Source organism: Microbacterium sp. OVT16B, from assembly GCF_019969705.1.
In the GTDB taxonomy this organism is placed as follows: Bacteria; Actinomycetota; Actinomycetes; order Actinomycetales; family Microbacteriaceae; genus Microbacterium; species Microbacterium natoriense.
On record NZ_JAHXZA010000001.1, the window covers coordinates 3,788,371 to 3,806,031 of the forward strand.

Genomic DNA, 17,661 nt, shown 5'->3' on the forward strand with positions numbered 1-17,661 from the left:
GCGACCGCTCACGGCTCCCCTAATGGACGCTGTCGGCCGGGTACAGCCTGCGGGTGAGGAACGGACCGCCGATTCCGTGCACGAGCAGACTGCTGAGCATGACGATCGCGGTGGCGGCGAGAATCGGATACCCCTGCTCCCGGGGGAGCATGCTGAACGCGATGAGGGCGAAGACGATGGATGCCGGTCCCTTCGGGCCGATGGCAGCCATGTAGACGCGGTCGGTCCGGCTGGTCTTCGACCCGATGAGGGAGAGCAGCACCGGGGCCGCTCGCCCCACGGTGACCGCGATGAGGGCGAGGACGATGGCCGGCCACCAGTCGTCGTTGTGGGAGAGGAGGATCGCTGCCGCCGCGCCGAACCCCAGCCACAGCAGGAGGTTGAGGAAAGACCCCATGTCCTCCACGAGATGCGCGTCGGACGGGATGCGGTTGCGACCCTGAACGAGACGATAGGCGATCCCACAGACGAACGCTGCGATGAATCCGTTGCCGTGCACCGTGACCGCGATCGTGTAACTGAGGATCGGAAGGGCGAAGACGCCGATGCGCGCGCTCTGCACGTCGGCCCACTGCTTCTCGTAGGCGACCTTCAAGAGGATGCCGCACACGGCCCCCGTCGCGAGCCCGACCAGCACGGCGAGGACGATCGCAGGCACAGCACCGAGGAGGATGCCGAGGACATCGTGCGCGGCGTCCCCCGTCCCCGGAGCCGCGAGCGTGATCGCGACGAGGAGCACGGGGCTCAGCAATCCATCGTTGTAGCCGCCTTCGATGGTGAGCCACCTGCTGACGCGACCGGGCACGCGACCGCCGCGTGTGCGGACGAGGTCCTTCGAGTAGTCAGCCGGAACCGCAATGCATGCGATGACGAGCACGACGCCGAAGGAGAGCCCCATCGGCAGCAGTGCTCCCGCCATCGTGATCAGGACCAACGACAGAGGTAACGCGATCGCGAGCAGTCTGATCGCGGGGCCCGCCAGTTGAGCGCGCAGCGGGCTGCGGAACTGGATCGCGTTGATGAAGAGCAGCAGAGCGAGGATGAGCTCGGACGTCTGCAATGCTCCACTCGAGTTGAAGAACACATCGACGTCACGTCCGGCGACCCATCCCGTGACGAGCCCGACGGCGACCATGAGCATCGGCCCGGTGACGGCGAGGGAGCTCAGCCTCCGATGCGTGACCGCCCATGCCAGCGCTGCGGCTGCGGCGATGAGGAGAGGGAGCATCCGACGATCTCTGACAGGGACAAGGTGGAGGGCCGGATCGGGAGCGGGGCCGGACGCACCATCTGCGACGAGCGCCGTCGGACCGGGAACGCTCTCGAACGCACGCCCGGACGTCGATTCTAGTGTTCGCAATGCGACCGGGCGATCCCCGTGAGGACCCTGACGCGCTTCGGAACCGCGGGGCGCAACGAGCTCCTACCGGTCTTTGCCGCGGTACGGCAGACGATGCGGCGCTCGACGCCGAGCACGCAGCCCGCGTAAGACCTACCCGGCCGTGAAGGAGATGTTCGACGAGTACCAGGTCGTCAGCGCCCGTTCGGCGTCTTCGCGAGCGCGATCGTTCTCGCGCTCGCCGGCCGAGGTCAGGTACGCCGGATCCTCACCGACCGAGTGCGCCGTGTCGTCAGGCTGATTCTCTCGAGACATGCCCACACGATACGTCGACAGGTCGGTCGCTGTCACGAGATCGAAGGAGGATGCAGCCTCACGCGACCTCTTGACACACTCCGGGTTGTATGGTTACCTAGTCGAGTAACTAACCCACCAACCATCGGAGGACTCGTGATCGAAGAAGGCAAGCCCCTCTTCCTCCAGATCGCCGAGCAGATCGAGGACTCGATCCTCGACGGCTCGCTGGCCGAGGAGTCTCAGGCGCCTTCGACGAACGAGCTCGCCGCGTTCTACCGGATCAATCCGGCCACCGCTGCGAAGGGAGTCGCAATGCTCACCGACAAGGGCGTGCTGTACAAGCGCCGCGGCATCGGGATGTTCGTCGCCGCCGGCGCGAAGGACCTGCTCCTCGGGGAGCGCCGTTCCGCGTTCGCCGAGCGCTACATCGACCCGCTCCTCACCGAGGCCCGCACGCTCGGCCTCGACGCCACCGACCTCGCGGCACTGCTCGCCGAGCGCGCCGCCCGCACCGAAGGGAACCCCGCATGACCGCGGTCATCGAGGTGCAGAACCTCACCAAGAGATATCGGGACAAGAGGGCGCTCGACGACGTGTCGCTGTCGCTCGAGCCCGGCGCGATCTACGGCCTCCTCGGCCGCAACGGCGCCGGCAAGACGACGCTCATGTCGATCCTCACCGCGCAGAACTTCGAGACGTCCGGCTCCGTACGGGTGTTCGGCGAGCACCCGTACGAGAACGCACGCGTGCTCGGTCGGATCTGCTTCGTCCGCGAGGGGCAGAAGTACCCCGACGATGCGACGCCCCGGCACGCGTTCTCGGCCGCACGCCTGTTCTTCCCGCACTGGGACCAGACGCTCGCCGACCGGCTGACCGCCGAGTTCCAGCTCCCGCTGAAGCAGCGCATCAAGAAGCTCTCGCGAGGGCAGCTCTCCGCCGTCGGCGTGATCATCGGCCTCGCCTCGCGCGCCGAGCTCACGTTCTTCGACGAGCCCTACCTCGGCCTCGACGCCGTCGCCAGGCAGATCTTCTACGACCGGCTGCTCGAGGACTACGCGGAGCACCCGCGCACCGTCATCCTGTCGTCGCACCTGATCGACGAGGTCTCCAACCTCATCGAGAAGGTCATCGTCATCGACAACGGCCGGATCATCCTCAACGAAGACACGGATGCCGTGCGCGACCGCGCCGTCACCGTGGTCGGCGACGCCGCCAGAGTCGACGCCTGGGCCGCCGGCCGCGAGGTCCTTCATCGCGAGGCGCTCGGGAGGGTCGCCTCCGTCACCACGCTCGGCGAGCTCAGCGCCGCGGAAAGAGCGGAGGTCGCCGCCGCCGGCCTCGACCTCGCCCCGGTCTCGCTGCAGCAGCTCGTCGTGCGGCTCACCCAGCGCGGCGACGTCACCGCCGCCGAGAAAGAGGAGGTGCGCTGATGCGACGCACGCTCAACGTCGTCCGTCTGCAGATGATCAACCGGCAGACCTTCATCTGGACGCCGCTGATCATCCTGGTCGGGGCGACCCTGCTCTCGATCCTCGTCTACGCGATGATCCCGGTCGACACCCCCAAGTACGGTGGTGCAGGGCAGGCGCCGCTCTGGTACTTCATGGCGATCGGCATCGGGGCGATGACCTACACCTTCCCGTTCTCGCAGGCGCTGAGCATCACGCGCCGGGAGTTCTTCCTCGGGACGATGCTCACCGCGGTGCTCGCCAGCGCCCTCATGGGGGTGCTGTTCCTGATCGGCGGCGGCATCGAGGTGCTCACGCACGGCTACGGCGTGAACGGCTACGTCTTCTACCTGGACTGGCTGTGGGAGGCCGGACCCATCGGCGCCTTCGTGGTCTACTTCACGCTCGCCCTCGGCCTCTTCGTGCTCGGCTTCACCGGGGCGACGATCTTCAAGACCTGGGGGCTCACCGTCCTCACGATCTCGTGGGTGGCCGTGGCGCTGCTGCTCGTCGGCCTGGGGTTCCTGGCGACGAAGCTCGACTGGTGGGGCGGCTTCTGGGAGGGCGTGATGACACTCGGGGCCCTCGGCCTCGCGCTCTGGGGCCTCGTGGTCACCGTCGGCCTGATGGGGATCTCGTTCCTCGCCTTCCGGAGGGCGCTCCCTTAGACGATCGGAGGACGGATGCCGCGGCTGCACGGACACGTGCGGTCGCGGCATCCGCGTTTCTGCGCGAGAGGGGTCAGATCGCGTCGTCGGCGGCCAGGAGGTCCATCTGCCAAGCACGGCCGTCCGGATCGTCCTGGTCGTGGGCGTCGACGGCCTCGGTGATGACCTCGTCGATCCGCTCCAGCAGGGTGCTGAACTCGTCGGTCGTTAGGCGCACCACGCGCTGCACGAACGCCGCGTGCACCCCGGTCGCCCGACCGGCGACGTACTCGGGGGTCCACTCGACCACGCGTCGCATCATGTCCTGATGGTCCTCGGCGAGCGAGCGGATCATGACGCTGCCGAGGGCCTCGTCGGGCACCGGGCTCTCCGGGCCGCCGAGGTTCAGCGCCAGCTTGCGCCCGACCCAGACCCGGTCGCGTCGATCGCGCGCGTGCTCGGGGGCCTCCTCGATGAGTCCGGCATCCGCCAGCACCCGCAGGTGGAAGCTCGCGCTGTTCGGGGCGATGCCGAGCTCCGCGGCGACATCAGCAGCCCGCAGGTGGTCGCGGCGCGCGAACAGGGCGATCATCTGCCGTCGCAGCGGGTTCGCGTACGCCTTGAGCATGTCCGACGTCATCCAGACCGGATCGACGCGCTTCTCCTCGCTCATCCCGCCAGTGTATCCGCATCCAAAGTTGCGCAATAGGAGTTGCGCAACTTCTCTTGCGTAACTATCGTGTGAGCATGACCACCGTGACCGCGCCCCACAGGCTGTGGCAGAACACCCGCTACCTCACCTGGCTCCTCAGCGACACGAGCAAGGGGCTCGCGGCATCCCTCTTCGGATTCGCCGTCCCGCTGCTCGCGCTCATCATCACGAACGACCCCGCGCAGGCGGGCATCATCGGCGGCGCGGGCATGGTCGCGCGGCTGCTGACCACCCTCGCGGGCGGGATCCTGGCCGACCGGCACCGCCGCATCCTCCTCATGCTCATCGGCTCCCTGCTCGGCGTGCTGCTGTCGGCGGCCTTCCTGCTCCTCGCCCTCGCCGACGCGCTCACCTTCTCGACGCTGCTCGTCATCGACGTGCTGCTCGCCGCCCGCAGCGGACTCTTCGACGTCGCCGGCGAGAGCGCCATCAAGGAGATCGTCCCCGACGAGGCGATGGGCCGCGCGCAGGCCGCGAATCAGGGACGGGATGCCGCCCTCCAGCTCGTCGGAGGACCGCTCGGCGGCCTCCTGCTCGGCGTCGGCGGATGGCTGGTCGGCGCGGTGATGGCGCTGTGCCACCTGGTCGCGGCCCTCACGGCATGGATGCTCCGCCGGGGCGCGCGTCGCGACGGGATCGCCGACACAGGCGCGGACGGCGTGCGGGAGAGGGGAAACCCGGACGAGGTGCGCGCCGGACGGCGTGTCGAGGTCGGACACGCGGATGCCGACACGGATGCTCTGGGTCTTCCCGCCCCATCCGCAGGTCATCCGGCATCCGCGAGTCATCCGGCATCCGTCGTGAAGACGAGCGCGTGGACGGAGTTCCGCGAGGGCTTCTCGTGGCTGCTCTCGCGCCCCGACCTGCGCGGCGTCCTCTTCATCACCACGATCATCAACCTCGGCTTCAACGCGGCGATCACCACGGTGATCTACTCGCTGCAGCAGTCCGGATACTCCGCGGTGTTCATCGGCACGCTGTCGGCGGCGCTGGGCGGAACGATGCTGCTCGGCGCCATCGTGGCCCCGATGCTCGTCCCCCGGATCAGCGCGGGAACGCTGACGATCGTGAGTCTCGCATGCGCGACCGCGGGCATCGTCGCCATCTCGATGATCACCGAGCCCTGGCTGATCGTCGGTGTGCTCGCCGCATCGGTGTTCCTGCTGCCCGCGCTGAACGCCGCGCTGATGGGCTACTTCATGGTCGCCACCCCGTCGCGGCTGCTCGGCAGGGCCAACAGCGCCGCCGCCGTGTTGGGCATGGGAGCCATGCCGCTCGCCCCGCTCATCGCCGGCTTCGGGCTCGCGTCGGCCGGACGCGAGTGGACCGTCATCGCGTGCGCCGTGCTGTGCCTCGTGGCCGTGGCCCTCGCCGTCGGCAACCGCGCGCTGCGGGCGCTCCCCACCGAGTCCGGCTGGACCGCGCACGCGAAGCAGTTCGAGTAGAGCGCCCCGGCGCACGCACCGCGCCGCACCTGCGGGAGACTGGACCGGACCGAAGGGGACGCTCATGACACGACGATGGCGGGATGCCGTGCTCCCGACGATCGGCCTCGTCGCCGCCGCGGTCGCCGTCAGCTGGACGATCACGTTCTCGGTGCCGGTCGTGGTGCCGACGGCATCCGACACCGCCGATGTCGCCTTCGGCTGGCCGCTCCCCTGGTACCACCAGGATCTGTCGCGCTTCGCCTACGCCGACCACCCGGTCGAGGTCACGGTCGTCGGCGACCGCACAGACCCGGTGCCGACGAGCGTCGACTGGCTCGCCTTCTCGGGGAACGTCGCCCTCACGGCCCTCGTGCTGTGGCCCATCGCCCTCGTGCTCATCCGCGGCCTCGCGCGGCTGGTCCTGCGCGCGCGGGAGAACGACGCGCCGACGGGTGAGACTTGACCCTGACACTGTGGAAGAAGGGATAACGGAAGCATGTTATCCATCGGAGCCTTCGCGCAGATCGGCCAGGTGACCCACCGGATGCTTCGGCACTGGGACACCGCCGGTCTGCTCGTTCCCGCCCACGTGGACGAGTTCAGCGGCTACCGCTCGTACGACCCTTCGCAGCTGGAGAGGCTGCATCGGATCGTCGCGCTGCGCCAGCTCGGCTTCGGCCTCGACGACATCGCGCTGATCCTCGAACAGGGGATCGATGCGGAACGGATCGCGGCCATGCTGCGTCTGCGTCGCGCCGAGGTCGAGGAGGAGCACCGGGTCGCGGCCGCCCGGCTCGTGGACGTGGAGCGGCGGCTCCATCTCATCGAAAGCGAGAACCAGATGTCACAGGTCGAGATCATCGAGAAGCCCCTCCCCGCCGTGCGGCTCGCCGCGCAGACGGCATCCGTGCCAGAACACGAGGTCGGCTCCACGGTCGGCCCCCTGTTCGAGAGCCTCGAGAACGTGCTCGGCGACGAGTGCGGCGCCCTGTCGACGCCGATCGCGCAGTACAGCCTCGGCGAGGACGGCATGGACATCACCGTCGGCTACGCCTACGGCGGCGAGCGCCGCGACGGGTTCGAGCTCGTCGACCTCCCCGCCGTCGAGCTCGCGATCTGCGGGGTGCACCTCGGCGCGATGGACCGCATCAGGGAGACCTGGAGCGCGGTGCACGCCGAGATCATCGCCCGGGGCTACGTGCCCAGCGGACCCTGCCGCGAGCTCTACGTGCGCGCCGTGTCGGAGGATCAGTCCGACTGGGTCACCGAGCTGCAGCAGCCCGTCGAGCGCCCGTGACGTGTCGGGTCAGAGTGCGCCGGTGAGGGCGGCCACTCCCACCAGCACCGACACCAGGGCGAGCACGAGAGCGATGCCGATGAGCACCGCGTGCACCCGAAGGAACGCAGTGGGGCGGCCGTCGGCATCCCTCGCCCTCGGGTCCTTCGCGACCCTCTTGTAGAACTGCGGCCAGACGATCGCATTGAACGCGGCGTTGAGGAAGAGGACGACGGCGAGGGGGATCACCCCTCCACGCTAACCGCATCCGTTCGCCGGATGCGCCGCCCGTCCGCGCGGGCAGCGCATCCGGCGGCGACGCGTCAGGTAAACAACCGCGTCCATGTATCACGAACCTCTTGCCGCGCTCCTTACAGGTGTGATCACAATGGGACTCATGATCGACGGCGCACCCGACGCCGATCTCGATCCGGCAGCGGACGACGGGGCGGCGCGGTGGCAGCGTGCCGCAGCCTTCTTCGACGCATGGCGAGACGGCGACAGCCGCGCGATGGACGACCTCGTGCGACTGATGACACCTGTGCTCTGGCATGTCGTGCGCGCGTACGGTCTGGAGCGGATGCTCGCCGAGGACGTGGTGCAGACCACCTGGCTCCGTCTCGTGCGCGGGCGCGAGACGATCGCCGACTCGCGCGCCGTCGCCGCCTGGCTCACCACCACGGCACGGCGCGAGGCGTGGAAGGTCGGCAAGGCCCACGGCAGGGTCGACACCACAGAACCGGAAGACCTCGACGCCCTCCTCCCCGAGCAGTCGTCCGCCGAGGACCACGCGACGACCGGCGACGAGAACCGCCGCCTGTGGGCCGCGGTGCGCGTGCTCGACGACCGCTGCCAGCGTCTGCTGCGCGTCGTGGCGTTCGACGACCGCCCCGACTACGCCCGCATCGCCGCCGACCTGTCGATGCCGATCGGCAGCATCGGCCCCACGCGCAAGCGCTGCCTCACCAAGCTGCGCGACCTGCTCGACCCTTCGCCGAGGGGAGGCCTCTCGTGAACGAGCACGACGATGCGGAGCTGTTCGCTCGGCTGCGGTCGATGTGGTCGGATGTCGACCCCGTTCCCGCCTTCCTGATCGACCGCATGATCGCGGCGGTCGCCACCGACTCCCTGTCGGAGGAGTACGCGCTGCTCACCATCGTCGAGCGCCCGCTCAGCGAGGTGCGCGGAGAAGCGGATGCTCTCACCCTGCAGTTCAGCGACGGCACCACGAGCATCCTGCTGCACGTCACCTCGACCGCGAACGGCCGGCGCCGGGTCGACGGCTGGGTCGACACGGCCGCGGCGGAGATCGTGCTCACGCAGGGCGACGCCGTCCGCACGACGACCCCCTCCGAGACGGGGCGATTCGTGTTCGACGACGTGCCGCCCGGGCTCACCCGCGTGCGCCTGGCCACCAGGATCGGCGACGACGTGCGCACCCTGTCGACCCCGCAGTTCGAACTGTGATCCGCTCCGCGCGGGCACGAGACGCGGGCACGCCCGCACCGAGAGGATGACCGATGGATCAGCCCAAGGGATGGACCTGGCAGGACCGAGCGGAAGGGTCGATCCGCCGCGGCTCGGCGCTCGACCCGAGCGTCGAGCCGGTCGACGGCATCCGGGCGTTCCCCACCGCATATCTGCCGGAACGCCTGCTGATCACGCACGATGACGACAACGGGGCGTACGACCAGGAGGTCAAGACCCTGCACGAGGCCGCCGGGTCGTTCGGCTGGGAGCTCGTGCTCGAGGAGCCGGAGCTGCGACGGGGGCTGACCGCCGAGATCCCGTGGTTCGTGCGAGCCCATCTCACGACGCCGGATCAGCCGGTGCGCGGGGAATCGCCCGTTCCGCCCGACGCCTGGCGGGTGCTGCAGCGCGCCCGCAGGATCTCCCGATCGCGGATGCCGCGGACCAGCCTCGAGCACGTGCTGTCGATCGACCCGGTCGGGCTCAACCCGTTCACCAGGACGAACCCGTTCACGCGCACCAATCCGTTCACGCGCACGAACCCGGTGGGACCCGGCGGCGCGGCGGGCAGCGAGGACTACCTGCAGCCCGGCCGCGGCGCACGCCAGCCGGTGAGCTGGCTCGGCCCGGCGCCTTCGCGCGCCGCGACCCCGCGGAAGGGCCGGAGACCTGTGGTCGCCGTTCTCGACACGGGATGCGGGGTCCACGACTGGCTCCCTGAGGGAATCGTGACGCGGCACGTCGAGCTCGACGGCGTACCCGTCGGCCTGACGGACGACGCCGATCCGGAGCGCTATCCCGACCTCTATGGCCAGCTGGACGGCGAGATCGATGCCGTGGCCGGGCACGGCACGTTCATCGCCGGCCTGATCCGCCAGGCCGCCCCTGACGCCGACATCCTGTCCGTGCGCATCGCCGGAGCGCTGGGCGTGGTCGATGAGAGCACGTTCCTGAACACCCTCGCGCAGGTCGTCGAGCTGCTGCGCCGGCATCGCGAGAATCCGCGCACCGGGTATCCGATCGATGTGCTCAATCTCTCCCTCGGGTACTACCACGAGACGCCGAGCGACGGCCTGTTCAGCCTCACTCTGAACGCGCTGCTCACCAGGGCGCGAGAGCTCGGCTGCGTCGTCGTGTGCTCTGCGGGCAACGACGCGATCGATCGGCCGTCGTTCCCCGCGTCCCTGTGGGCGTGGCCGGGAGCCGACAACGGCATCCCCCGGGATGACGACGCTCCGCTGGTGTCCGTGGGCGCGCTCAACCCGTCGTCCCGCTCGGTCGCGCTGTTCTCGAATGTCGGGCCCTGGGTGCGCGTGTACGCACCCGGTGCTGCGGTGGTGAGCACGTCGCCCGCCTTCGTCGGCGGAGAGCAGGCGACCTCGCGGGCCGACGTCGACGGGCTGCGTCGCGAGACCCTCGATCCGGACGACTACCGCGGCGGCTTCGCCGTGTGGAGCGGGACGTCGTTCGCCGCTCCCTACGTGGCGGGGCGGATCGCGGCGCAGTTGGGCACCGTCCCCCTGGGCGGAGTGAAGACGGATGCCGCGATCGCAGCCGTCACGTCGGTGCTGAACGCACTGCCCGCGCCGACAGAGGGGGTCTGAACCGGGGCCGTCTTCGAGACCGCCGTCCCGGCGACATCGGCGGTCTCCTCACGGGTCGAAACGACTTCCGGGCGGCCTCGCCCGCCCGGCACTTCCCCAATCGCACGCCGCAGGGCCATCCTGGGAGCATGCCCCTGTCTGCGACCGAGCTGCACCAGCGCGGTGTCGCTGCGGCCAACGCGCGGCGGTTCGGCCAGGCTCGTCGCGCCCTCACCGCGGCATCCGCCCGCACAGACGATGAGGACCTCCGCGCCCGCATCGACGGCACCGTCGCGTATGTGCTCGCACAGACGGGGAGACCCGCCGACGCCGAGCGGCTCTCGACCGCTGCCCTCGCCCGTCCCGGGATGAGCGAAGAGACGGTAGCGGTGCTGAGCGGCCAGCTCGGCACACTGCTCCTGTACTCCGGTCGCCTCGACGAGGCCGAAGCCATGCTGACTCGGGCGATCCGCGTCGTCGCCGCAGAATCCGCCGAGCACGCGAACCTGCTCATGAACCGGGCGGTGGTGCGGATGCAGCGCCACGAACTCGCTCCGTGCGTCGCCGATCTCGAACACGCTGCGGCGATCTTCGAGGCAGCGGGCGAGGAGGAGCCGCTCGCTGAGGCCCGCCACAACCTCGGCTATGCGGCGCTGCTCGGCGGCGACCTGGTCGCGGCGCTCGCGCTGATGACCCGCTCCCGACCGGCGCTCGCGGCAACGAGCGATCTGGCCGCCGCGATCGGCGATCTCGACCGCGCCGAGGTGCTCCGCGACGCGGGGCTCACGACCGAGGCGGAGGCTCTGCTCGCCGAGGTGGCCGTGCAGTTCGGCGCGCAGCGGATGAGGCAGGCCCGCGGCGAGGCCGAGTTCCACCTCGCGCGCTCGCAGCTGCGGCACGATCCCCGGGCGGCGGAGCGGACGGCGCGCACCGCGGTCCGCCGCTTCACGGCGCTCGGCAGTGACGGATGGGCCACCCGCGCCGAGGCCGTGCGTCTCGACGCACGGTTGCGCGCAGGGGGCAGGACCGACCCTGCGGACTTCGCGCGCACGGCATCCGCTCTCCGTCGCCGCGGCTTCCGCACCGAGGCCACGGGGCTCGCGCTGACCGCACGGCTCGGCGGGCGCGGACGGATGCCGCGCCTTCCGCCCGACGCTCCCACACCGCTGCGGATGCATGCGCAGGAGGTCAGGGCGGTGCGCGCGTCTGCGGCGGGCCGGGATCGCGAGGCTCTGCGCGCAGCCTCCGACGGGCTGGAGCTGCTGACGACGTGGCAGCAGTCGTTCGGTGCGCTCGACCTGCAGGCATCCGTCGCGATGCACGGCGCCGACCTGATGTTCGCGGGGCTCGCCGCCGCGGCGCGCACGGGCGACCCGGCCGTGCTGTTCGAGTGGTCCGAGCGCGCGCGGCACCTGAGCCAGCAGGTGGCGCCCGTCCGTCCGCCGCACGACCCTGAGCTCGCCGGCGACCTCGCCGAACTGCGGATGCTGCGCGCCGATCTCGCCGGAACCGACTGGTCGGGTGACGCCAGGGTGCGCGCACTCCGGGCGCGCGTGCGCGAACGGCAGTGGTCGACGACGGGTGTCGGCGGCACCCGCACGCGCATCGAGCTCGCCGAGGCGCAGGGACGGATCGCCGACGACACCGCGATCCTCGCCTACGTGTTCACCGGTGCGGAACTGCAGTGCGTCGTGGTGACGGCATCCGACGCCCGCATCGTGCCGCTCGACTGGCCCGGCGTGCGCGGGGCCCTCGACGGCCTCCGCGCCGACCTCGACGTCGCTGCCCTCACTCGCGGCGGACCGATGGCCGCACTGGTGGAGCGCTCGCTCGACGAGCGCCTGCGCGTCCTCGACGACGCGCTGCTCGCTCCCGTGCGCACGGCGGTGCAGGCACGGCGCTTCGCGCTGACGATCCCCGGCATCCTCGCCGGCATCCCCTGGGCGATGCTGCCTGGGCTCTCCGGGGTCCCGTTCACCCTGGCGACCTCGGTGTCGCGCTGGCTCGCCGACCGCCCGACCGCAGACCGGACGCGAGCGCCGAGGGCCGGGTTCGCCGCCGGGCCGCGCGTCCCCCGCGCGGAGGAGGAGATCAGACGGGCGGCAGCGGCGTGGCCCTCGGCGACCCTGCTCACCGCCGACGACTCCCGCGTCACGAGCGTCACCGACCTCGCGGGGGAGTCCGACGTGCTGCACATCGCCGCGCACGGACGCCACGCGACGGGCAACCCGATGTTCTCGGGACTCGAGCTCGCCGACGGCACCCTGTTCGGCTACGACGTCGACCTCATCCCGCACGTGCCGGCGACGGTGCTGCTGTCGGCGTGCGAGCTGGGTCGTTCCTCGGTGCGCTGGGGCGAGGAGGCGCTCGGCATGACGCGGGTGTGGCTGCACGCGGGCACCGGATGCGTGATCGCGGCGCCCGTGATGGTGGCGGATGCCGTGGCCGGCGAGCTCCTGTCGGCCGTGCACGAGGGGCTGGCCTCGGGCGCCGACGCCGCAGATGCTCTCGCCGCGGCATCCCTCTCCACCGGGCTGCGCGCCCCCTTCCAGTGCCACGGGAACGGATTCTGAAGATTTTCTCCAATCGCTGTATCAGAACCGGGGGGACCCGCTCCTGATCTACAGAAGGTGCCATGCGAAAGGGCTTCGAGAAGGCGGAGCGCGGGAGGCGCAGTCGAACTGGGGAACCTGTGCACTGGGGAGTGCAGGGATACGACAGGCCACCATCTGCCCGGAGGTGCCGCGGTTGCAACCGCGGCACCTCCTTCATGGGCGCCCGCATGCCGCAGCACAGGACTCACCACCCCCGTTTCGTCTCGCTCCGCTCGCTCAACGACCCGCGGGGAGGGGAGACCCGGCAGACGCGACTCAGGATGCCGTGATGACCTCGTACCCGGCGGCGCGCAGCGCCGCGACGGCGTCGACGTCGGCGTCTTCGTCGGTCAGCACCACGGGGAACAGCTCCACCCCGCCGACGCTGGCGAAGGCCGTGACGCCGAGCTTGCTGCCGTCGGTCACGACGACCGCGCGGCGCGCACGCTCGGCCATCATGCGGTTCACCGCGGCCTCGCGCTCGTCCTGCGTGGTGGCGCCGGCCGCGGCATCCATCCCGTTCACGCCGATGAACGCGAGGTCGAGCCGGACGCCGCGGAGCAGCTGCTCCACGAAGGGGCCGACGAGCTCGTAGGTGCGCGAGTGGATCACCCCGCCCGTGACGACCACCTTGATGTCGGGGCGGGTCGCGAGCTGAGCCGCGATGTTGACCGCGTTCGTGACGACCGTGATGCCGCCGCCTGCGGCGAGGTCCTCCCGTGCGGCGATGGCCGCGGCGATCGCCGTCGTCGTCGTCCCGCCCGAGAGCCCGACGACCATGCCCGGCATGACGAGAGCGGCGGCCGCCTGGGCGATGTTCTCCTTCTGCTGCGTGCGGAGGTGGCTCTTGTACCGGATCGGCAGCTCGTAGGCCACCGCCTGCGCCACCGCTCCGCCGTGCGTGCGGGTGAGCAGCCGCTGCTCCGCGAGGCTGTCGAGGTCGCGGCGGGTGGTCGCCGGCGATGCGCCGAAGCGCTCGACGAGCTCCTCGACCGTGACCTCGCCGGCGTCGGCGAGCAGGTCGAGGATCGCGTTGAGACGGGCGGCGCGCTTCATGTCACCATCCTGCCCGACCCGGCGCCGCGGTCGTCCTCACGATTCCAGGGCGAACAGGCGGAGCATCCGCGCGGCCTCGTCGGCCAGGGCCTCGCGCGCGGGCTTCAGGTACTTGCGCGAGTCGACGAGCGTCTCGTCGGCGGCGAGCGTCGACCGGACGGCCCTGGTGAAGAAGCCGTTCAGGTGCGTCGAGACGTTGATCTTCGTCATGCCGGCGCGCACGGCGTCGGCGATGACGGCATCCGCCACACCAGAGGAGCCGTGCAGCACCAGGGGCACGGAGAGCGCGGCGCGCAGACGGGCGATGAGGCCGAGGTCGAGGGATGCCGAGCGGTCGAGCATCGCGTGCGAGGAGCCGACCGCCACGGCCAGCGCGTCGACGCCCGTCGCCTCGACGAAGGCCCTGGCCTCGTCGGGGTCGGTGCGGACGCCGGGCGCGTGCGCGCCGTCCTTTCCGCCGACCTCGCCCAGCTCTCCCTCGACGTAGACGCCCGCGGCGTGCGCGCGTGCGGCCACCGCTGCGGTGAGGGCGACGTTGTCGTCGTAGGGGAGGGCGCCGCCGTCGAACATGACCGAGCCGAAGCCGAGGGCGATCGCCTCGTCGACGAGCTCCGGACGCTCGGCGTGGTCGAGGTGCACGGCGACCGGGGTCGATGCGCGCCGCGCGATCGCGAGCGTCGCGAGCGCGATCGGCTCGAGGGCGCCGTGGTAGTCGGCGCAGTTCTGCGAGATCTGCAGGATCACCGGGAGTCCTGCCAGCTCCGACGCGCGCACCAGCCCCTCGGCGGTCTCGAGGTGGATCACGTTGAACGCGCCGATGCCGGTGCCGCGGGTCGCGGCATCCGTCACCAGTTCACGGGCGGAGACGAGGGTCATTCGCGGTCCTTCTGTTCGTACGGGCGCACGCTCAGTCGTGCGTCTAGGTCAGGCCAGGTGTCGGAGACCTCGCCGGCGAGGGGCATCAGCACCGCCGCGGCCGACCAGGATGTCGCGCGCCGGAGGATCCGCTCGGGGTCGCGCTCGCCCTCCGCGTAGAGCACGGCGCATGCCGCGACACCGGCGTCGCCGGCGCCGGTCGGGTTGCCGGCGAGAGGCGCGTCGAGGCGGGCGTGCACGACGTCGGATGCCGTCACGGCGAGCATCCCGTCGGCCCCCAGCGACAACAGCACGAGCTCCACGCCGCGCGCGATGAGCGACCGGGCGCCCTCGACGGGGTCGGCGATGCCCGTGGCGTCGACGAGCTCCGCGGCGTTGGGCTTGAGGACGGACGCTCCGGCATCCGCCGCCTGCAGCAGCGCGGGGCCGGAGGTGTCGACGATCACCGGCACCCCGGCGTCCCGGCCGACGCCGATCAGGAGCGGGAGGAGCGTGCGGGGAGCGCCGGGCGGGAGACTGCCCGAGATCACCAGGACGTCGGCGGCGGGCAGCCGTTCGACGACCTCGGCGAGCAGGGCGCCCCATTCCTCGTCGGTCGGGTTGACGCCGCGTTCGTTGACGACGGTGGTGTCGCCGAGGTGCTCGTCGACGATCGCCACGCTCTGCCGCGTGGCTCCGGCGACCTGGACGAGCGCGTGGGGCACTCCGGAGAGCACGAGCTCGTCGGCGAAGTCGGCGCCCGCCCTGCCGCCGACCGTGGTCACGGCGACGACGTCAGCGCCCTGCGCGTGCGCGACCCTGGCGACGTTGAGCCCCTTGCCTCCGGCGCGTGCGGCGCCGGCATCCGCCCTGTGCGTCTCGCCGACCGTGAGGCGGTCGACGCGCCAGGTGAGGTCGAGCGCGGGGTTCGGGGTGACCGTGAGGATCATACGAGCTCCCTCGCGCGCAGCGCGGCGCCGATCAGCCCCGCGTTTCCGGAGAGCTCGGCGGGTACGAGCTCGGGCAGACGGTGGAAGCTCAGTCGTGCGGCGAGTCGCGAGCGCAGTTCGTCGAACAGCGCCCCGCCGGCGCGCGACAGCCCTCCGCCGATCACGACGGCCTCGGGCGCGACGACCGCGGTGAGCTGCGCGAGCGACATGGTCAGCGCGTCGAGCGCGGAGTTCCAGATGTCCGCTGCGACCTGGTCGCCGGCGGCCGCGCGGGCGATCACGTCCTTCGCGCCGTCCGGCGTGACGCCGGTGGCTTCGCGGTAACGGCGGGCGATGGCTCCGGCCGAGGCCACGGCCTCCAGGCATCCGCGGGCGCCGCACGCGCAGATCGGACCGTCGGCGATCGGGGAGTGCCCGATCTCTCCGGCGTACCCGCCTGCGGTGTAGGGGACGCCGCCCACGAGGAGGGCGCCCGCGATGCCGGTGCCGATCACGAGAACGACGGAGTTCGCATAGGCGCGGGCGCCGCCCAGGCGGTGCTCCGCCCAGCTCGCGGCGCGCACATCGTGGTCGAAGCCGACGGGGAGACCCAGCTCCGCGGCCGCGAGGTCGCGGATGGGCGCGTCGTGCCACCCCAGGTTGCTGGCGAAGACGCCGAGCCCGGCATCCGCGTCGACGATCCCGGGGACGACCAGCCCGACCGCCTGGGGCACCACGTCGGGGTGGTCGGCCGTGAGCTCGGCGGCGAGCACGCCGAGGCGCTCGATCAGCACGCCGGTGCGGTCACCGTCGGCCACCGGCGTCGGCGTGCGGCGGAGTCCTCGTGCAATGCCGTCGCCATCGAACAGCGCGGACTTGATGTCGGTGCCGCCCACGTCGAACGCGAGCACCGGAGCCCCCTGTCCGAGCGACCGCACCGAGGCGAGTCGCTCGCCGGAGGCGTCCTTCACGACATCGGGTACGGGTGCGGTGTCGCTCGGATCAGGGGAGGCCATCATGCATCCAGGATGACGGAACGCGAGAGGTTGCGGGGCTGGTCGGGGTCGAGCCCGCGCACGACGGCGCGGTCGAGGGCCACGCGGTGCAGGCGCACGAGATCGGCCATCGGATCGATCGGGTTCTGCACGAAACGCGCCCCCGTGGCCTCGACCTGCGCCGCGAGCCCTTCGGGGGCCTCGCCGAACTGCCAGGTGACGCGGCCGGGGGCGGCGATCGCGATCGGGCCGTGGCGGTAGTCCATCGACGGGTACGACTCGGTCCACGACTGCGAGGACTCGCGCATCTTCAGCGCCGCCTCGTGGGCGAGGCCGATCGTCCAGCCGCGTCCGAGGAAGGAGTACTGGTCGGCATCCCGCAGTCCGTCGTCGTCGACGCCGGCGAGCACGCCCCTGGCGTCGTCGATCGCGCTGGTGAGGTCCTCGCCGAGCGAGGCGCGGAACAGCGCGAGCGCGGTCGTGGCGAAGCGGGTCTGCACGACCGACTTCTCGTCGGCGAACGGCAGCAGCACGGCCTCGTCGACGAGCGACACCAGCGGCGAGGTGGGGTCGCCGATCACGCCGACGACGGGGACGCGGCCCTTGATCTTCTCGACGAGCTCGAGCACCTCGGTGGTCGTGCCGGAGCGGGTGAGGGCGACGACCGCGTCGTAGTCGCGGTCGATGAACGCCTCGGATGCCGCGAACGCGTCGGTCTCGCCGAGGCCGGCGTTCTCGCGCAGCGCGGCGTAGGACTGGGCGATGAACCAGGAGGTGCCGCATCCGACGACCGCGATGCGTGCGCCGGCCGCCGGGAGGAGCGCCTGCTCGTCGCGCAGATCGGCCGCTCGCGCCCAGGTGTCGGGCTGCGAGTTGAGCTCTTCGCGCATGTGCGCGCCGGGCAGAAGTTCGGTCATGATCGACCCCTCCAGAGGAAAGTTTGCGTGATTGTGATTGTTTGAAGCTTGATTCGATCATAGTATGTCGTCAAAGAAGTTCATTGCAAGGTTCTTCTTGATTTTGTTTGTTCTCC

Annotated in this window: 19 protein-coding genes; 10 read left to right on the plus strand and 9 right to left on the minus strand. The window is 70.9% G+C overall.

The genetic code is table 11. The annotated features are described in order from the left end of the window. Positions 1–19: 19 nt before the first annotated feature. Positions 20–1,228 carry a cation:proton antiporter gene (locus tag LC438_RS17750; protein WP_223587380.1) on the minus strand — a complete coding sequence of 403 codons (1,209 nt, stop codon included), beginning with the start codon at positions 1,226–1,228 and terminating at the stop codon, positions 20–22. 264 nt (positions 1,229–1,492) lie between these two features. Next, positions 1,493–1,654 carry a hypothetical protein gene (locus LC438_RS17755; RefSeq protein WP_223587381.1) on the minus strand — a complete coding sequence of 54 codons (162 nt, stop codon included), beginning with the start codon at positions 1,652–1,654 and terminating at the stop codon, positions 1,493–1,495. Between the two features lie 135 nt (positions 1,655–1,789). Between LC438_RS17755 and LC438_RS17760 the strand changes: the two genes are divergently transcribed. The 3 genes from LC438_RS17760 to LC438_RS17770 are packed head-to-tail and all read left to right on the plus strand — an operon-like array spanning position 1,790 to position 3,752. Beyond that, positions 1,790–2,167: a GntR family transcriptional regulator gene (locus tag LC438_RS17760; RefSeq protein WP_105675753.1), complete on the plus strand. Its 378-nt coding sequence runs from the start codon at positions 1,790–1,792 to the stop codon at positions 2,165–2,167. Further along, the gene (locus LC438_RS17765) at positions 2,164–3,066 is read left to right on the plus strand and encodes an ABC transporter ATP-binding protein (protein ID WP_105675755.1); all 903 of its coding nucleotides are present in this window, start codon (positions 2,164–2,166) and stop codon (positions 3,064–3,066) included. The genes LC438_RS17760 and LC438_RS17765 overlap by 4 nt, the downstream gene beginning before the upstream one ends. Then, the gene (locus LC438_RS17770) at positions 3,066–3,752 is read left to right on the plus strand and encodes a hypothetical protein (RefSeq protein ID WP_223587382.1); all 687 of its coding nucleotides are present in this window, start codon (positions 3,066–3,068) and stop codon (positions 3,750–3,752) included. The genes LC438_RS17765 and LC438_RS17770 overlap by 1 nt, the downstream gene beginning before the upstream one ends. A gap of 73 nt (positions 3,753–3,825) precedes the next feature. On the opposite strand, the gene LC438_RS17775 is transcribed toward LC438_RS17770, so the two are convergent. After that, positions 3,826–4,404, minus strand: a complete 579-nt coding sequence (locus LC438_RS17775) for a helix-turn-helix domain-containing protein (protein ID WP_223587383.1) — start codon at positions 4,402–4,404, stop codon at positions 3,826–3,828. 74 nt (positions 4,405–4,478) lie between these two features. On the opposite strand from LC438_RS17775, the gene LC438_RS17780 reads away from it, so the two are divergent. The 3 genes from LC438_RS17780 (at position 4,479) to LC438_RS17790 (ending at position 7,167) form a co-directional block, all read left to right on the plus strand. Next, positions 4,479–5,888, plus strand: coding sequence for an MFS transporter (locus LC438_RS17780; RefSeq protein WP_223587384.1), 1,410 nt, complete (start codon positions 4,479–4,481; stop codon positions 5,886–5,888). Positions 5,889–5,952: 64 nt separating this feature from the next. Further along, the gene (locus LC438_RS17785; protein WP_223587385.1) at positions 5,953–6,333 is read left to right on the plus strand and encodes a hypothetical protein; all 381 of its coding nucleotides are present in this window, start codon (positions 5,953–5,955) and stop codon (positions 6,331–6,333) included. Between the two features lie 33 nt (positions 6,334–6,366). Beyond that, positions 6,367–7,167, plus strand: a complete 801-nt coding sequence (locus LC438_RS17790; RefSeq protein ID WP_105675763.1) for a MerR family transcriptional regulator — start codon at positions 6,367–6,369, stop codon at positions 7,165–7,167. A 9-nt stretch (positions 7,168–7,176) separates the two neighbouring features. On the opposite strand, the gene LC438_RS17795 is transcribed toward LC438_RS17790, so the two are convergent. Beyond that, complete coding sequence (locus tag LC438_RS17795) at positions 7,177–7,395, minus strand: SCO4848 family membrane protein (RefSeq protein WP_105675765.1); 219 nt, start codon at positions 7,393–7,395, stop codon at positions 7,177–7,179. Positions 7,396–7,543: 148 nt separating this feature from the next. Here LC438_RS17795 and LC438_RS17800 point away from each other — a divergent pair, with 148 nt between their 5' ends. The 4 genes from LC438_RS17800 to LC438_RS17815 all read left to right on the plus strand — a co-directional run bounded on the left by LC438_RS17800 (position 7,544) and on the right by LC438_RS17815 (position 12,772). Beyond that, positions 7,544–8,161, plus strand: coding sequence for an RNA polymerase sigma factor (locus tag LC438_RS17800; protein WP_223587386.1), 618 nt, complete (start codon positions 7,544–7,546; stop codon positions 8,159–8,161). Further along, positions 8,158–8,613 carry a hypothetical protein gene (locus tag LC438_RS17805; RefSeq protein ID WP_105675769.1) on the plus strand — a complete coding sequence of 152 codons (456 nt, stop codon included), beginning with the start codon at positions 8,158–8,160 and terminating at the stop codon, positions 8,611–8,613. Before LC438_RS17800 ends, LC438_RS17805 begins: the two co-directional genes overlap by 4 nt. A 53-nt stretch (positions 8,614–8,666) precedes the next feature. Next, a complete protein-coding gene (locus tag LC438_RS17810; protein WP_223587387.1) occupies positions 8,667–10,220 on the plus strand; it encodes a S8/S53 family peptidase in 1,554 nt (517 codons plus the stop codon). 128 nt (positions 10,221–10,348) lie between these two features. Then, positions 10,349–12,772: a CHAT domain-containing protein gene (locus LC438_RS17815; protein WP_223587388.1), complete on the plus strand. Its 2,424-nt coding sequence runs from the start codon at positions 10,349–10,351 to the stop codon at positions 12,770–12,772. Between the two features lie 297 nt (positions 12,773–13,069). Here the strand turns inward: LC438_RS17815 and LC438_RS17820 are convergent, their stop codons facing one another. From LC438_RS17820 to LC438_RS17840, 5 genes are read right to left on the minus strand one after another with little or no spacing between them, the layout of a single operon-like run. Further along, entirely contained in the window at positions 13,070–13,849 is a 780-nt protein-coding gene (locus tag LC438_RS17820; protein WP_223587389.1) for a DeoR/GlpR family DNA-binding transcription regulator, read from the minus strand. A 36-nt stretch (positions 13,850–13,885) separates the two neighbouring features. Next, positions 13,886–14,725, minus strand: coding sequence for a class II fructose-bisphosphate aldolase (locus LC438_RS17825; protein ID WP_105675777.1), 840 nt, complete (start codon positions 14,723–14,725; stop codon positions 13,886–13,888). Next, positions 14,722–15,654, minus strand: a complete 933-nt coding sequence (locus tag LC438_RS17830; RefSeq protein WP_223587390.1) for a 1-phosphofructokinase family hexose kinase — start codon at positions 15,652–15,654, stop codon at positions 14,722–14,724. Before LC438_RS17830 ends, LC438_RS17825 begins: the two co-directional genes overlap by 4 nt. After that, a complete protein-coding gene (locus tag LC438_RS17835; RefSeq protein ID WP_223587391.1) occupies positions 15,651–16,652 on the minus strand; it encodes an ROK family protein in 1,002 nt (333 codons plus the stop codon). The genes LC438_RS17830 and LC438_RS17835 overlap by 4 nt, the downstream gene beginning before the upstream one ends. Further along, positions 16,649–17,545: an SIS domain-containing protein gene (locus LC438_RS17840; protein ID WP_105675782.1), complete on the minus strand. Its 897-nt coding sequence runs from the start codon at positions 17,543–17,545 to the stop codon at positions 16,649–16,651. Before LC438_RS17840 ends, LC438_RS17835 begins: the two co-directional genes overlap by 4 nt. Positions 17,546–17,661 lie beyond the last annotated feature (116 nt).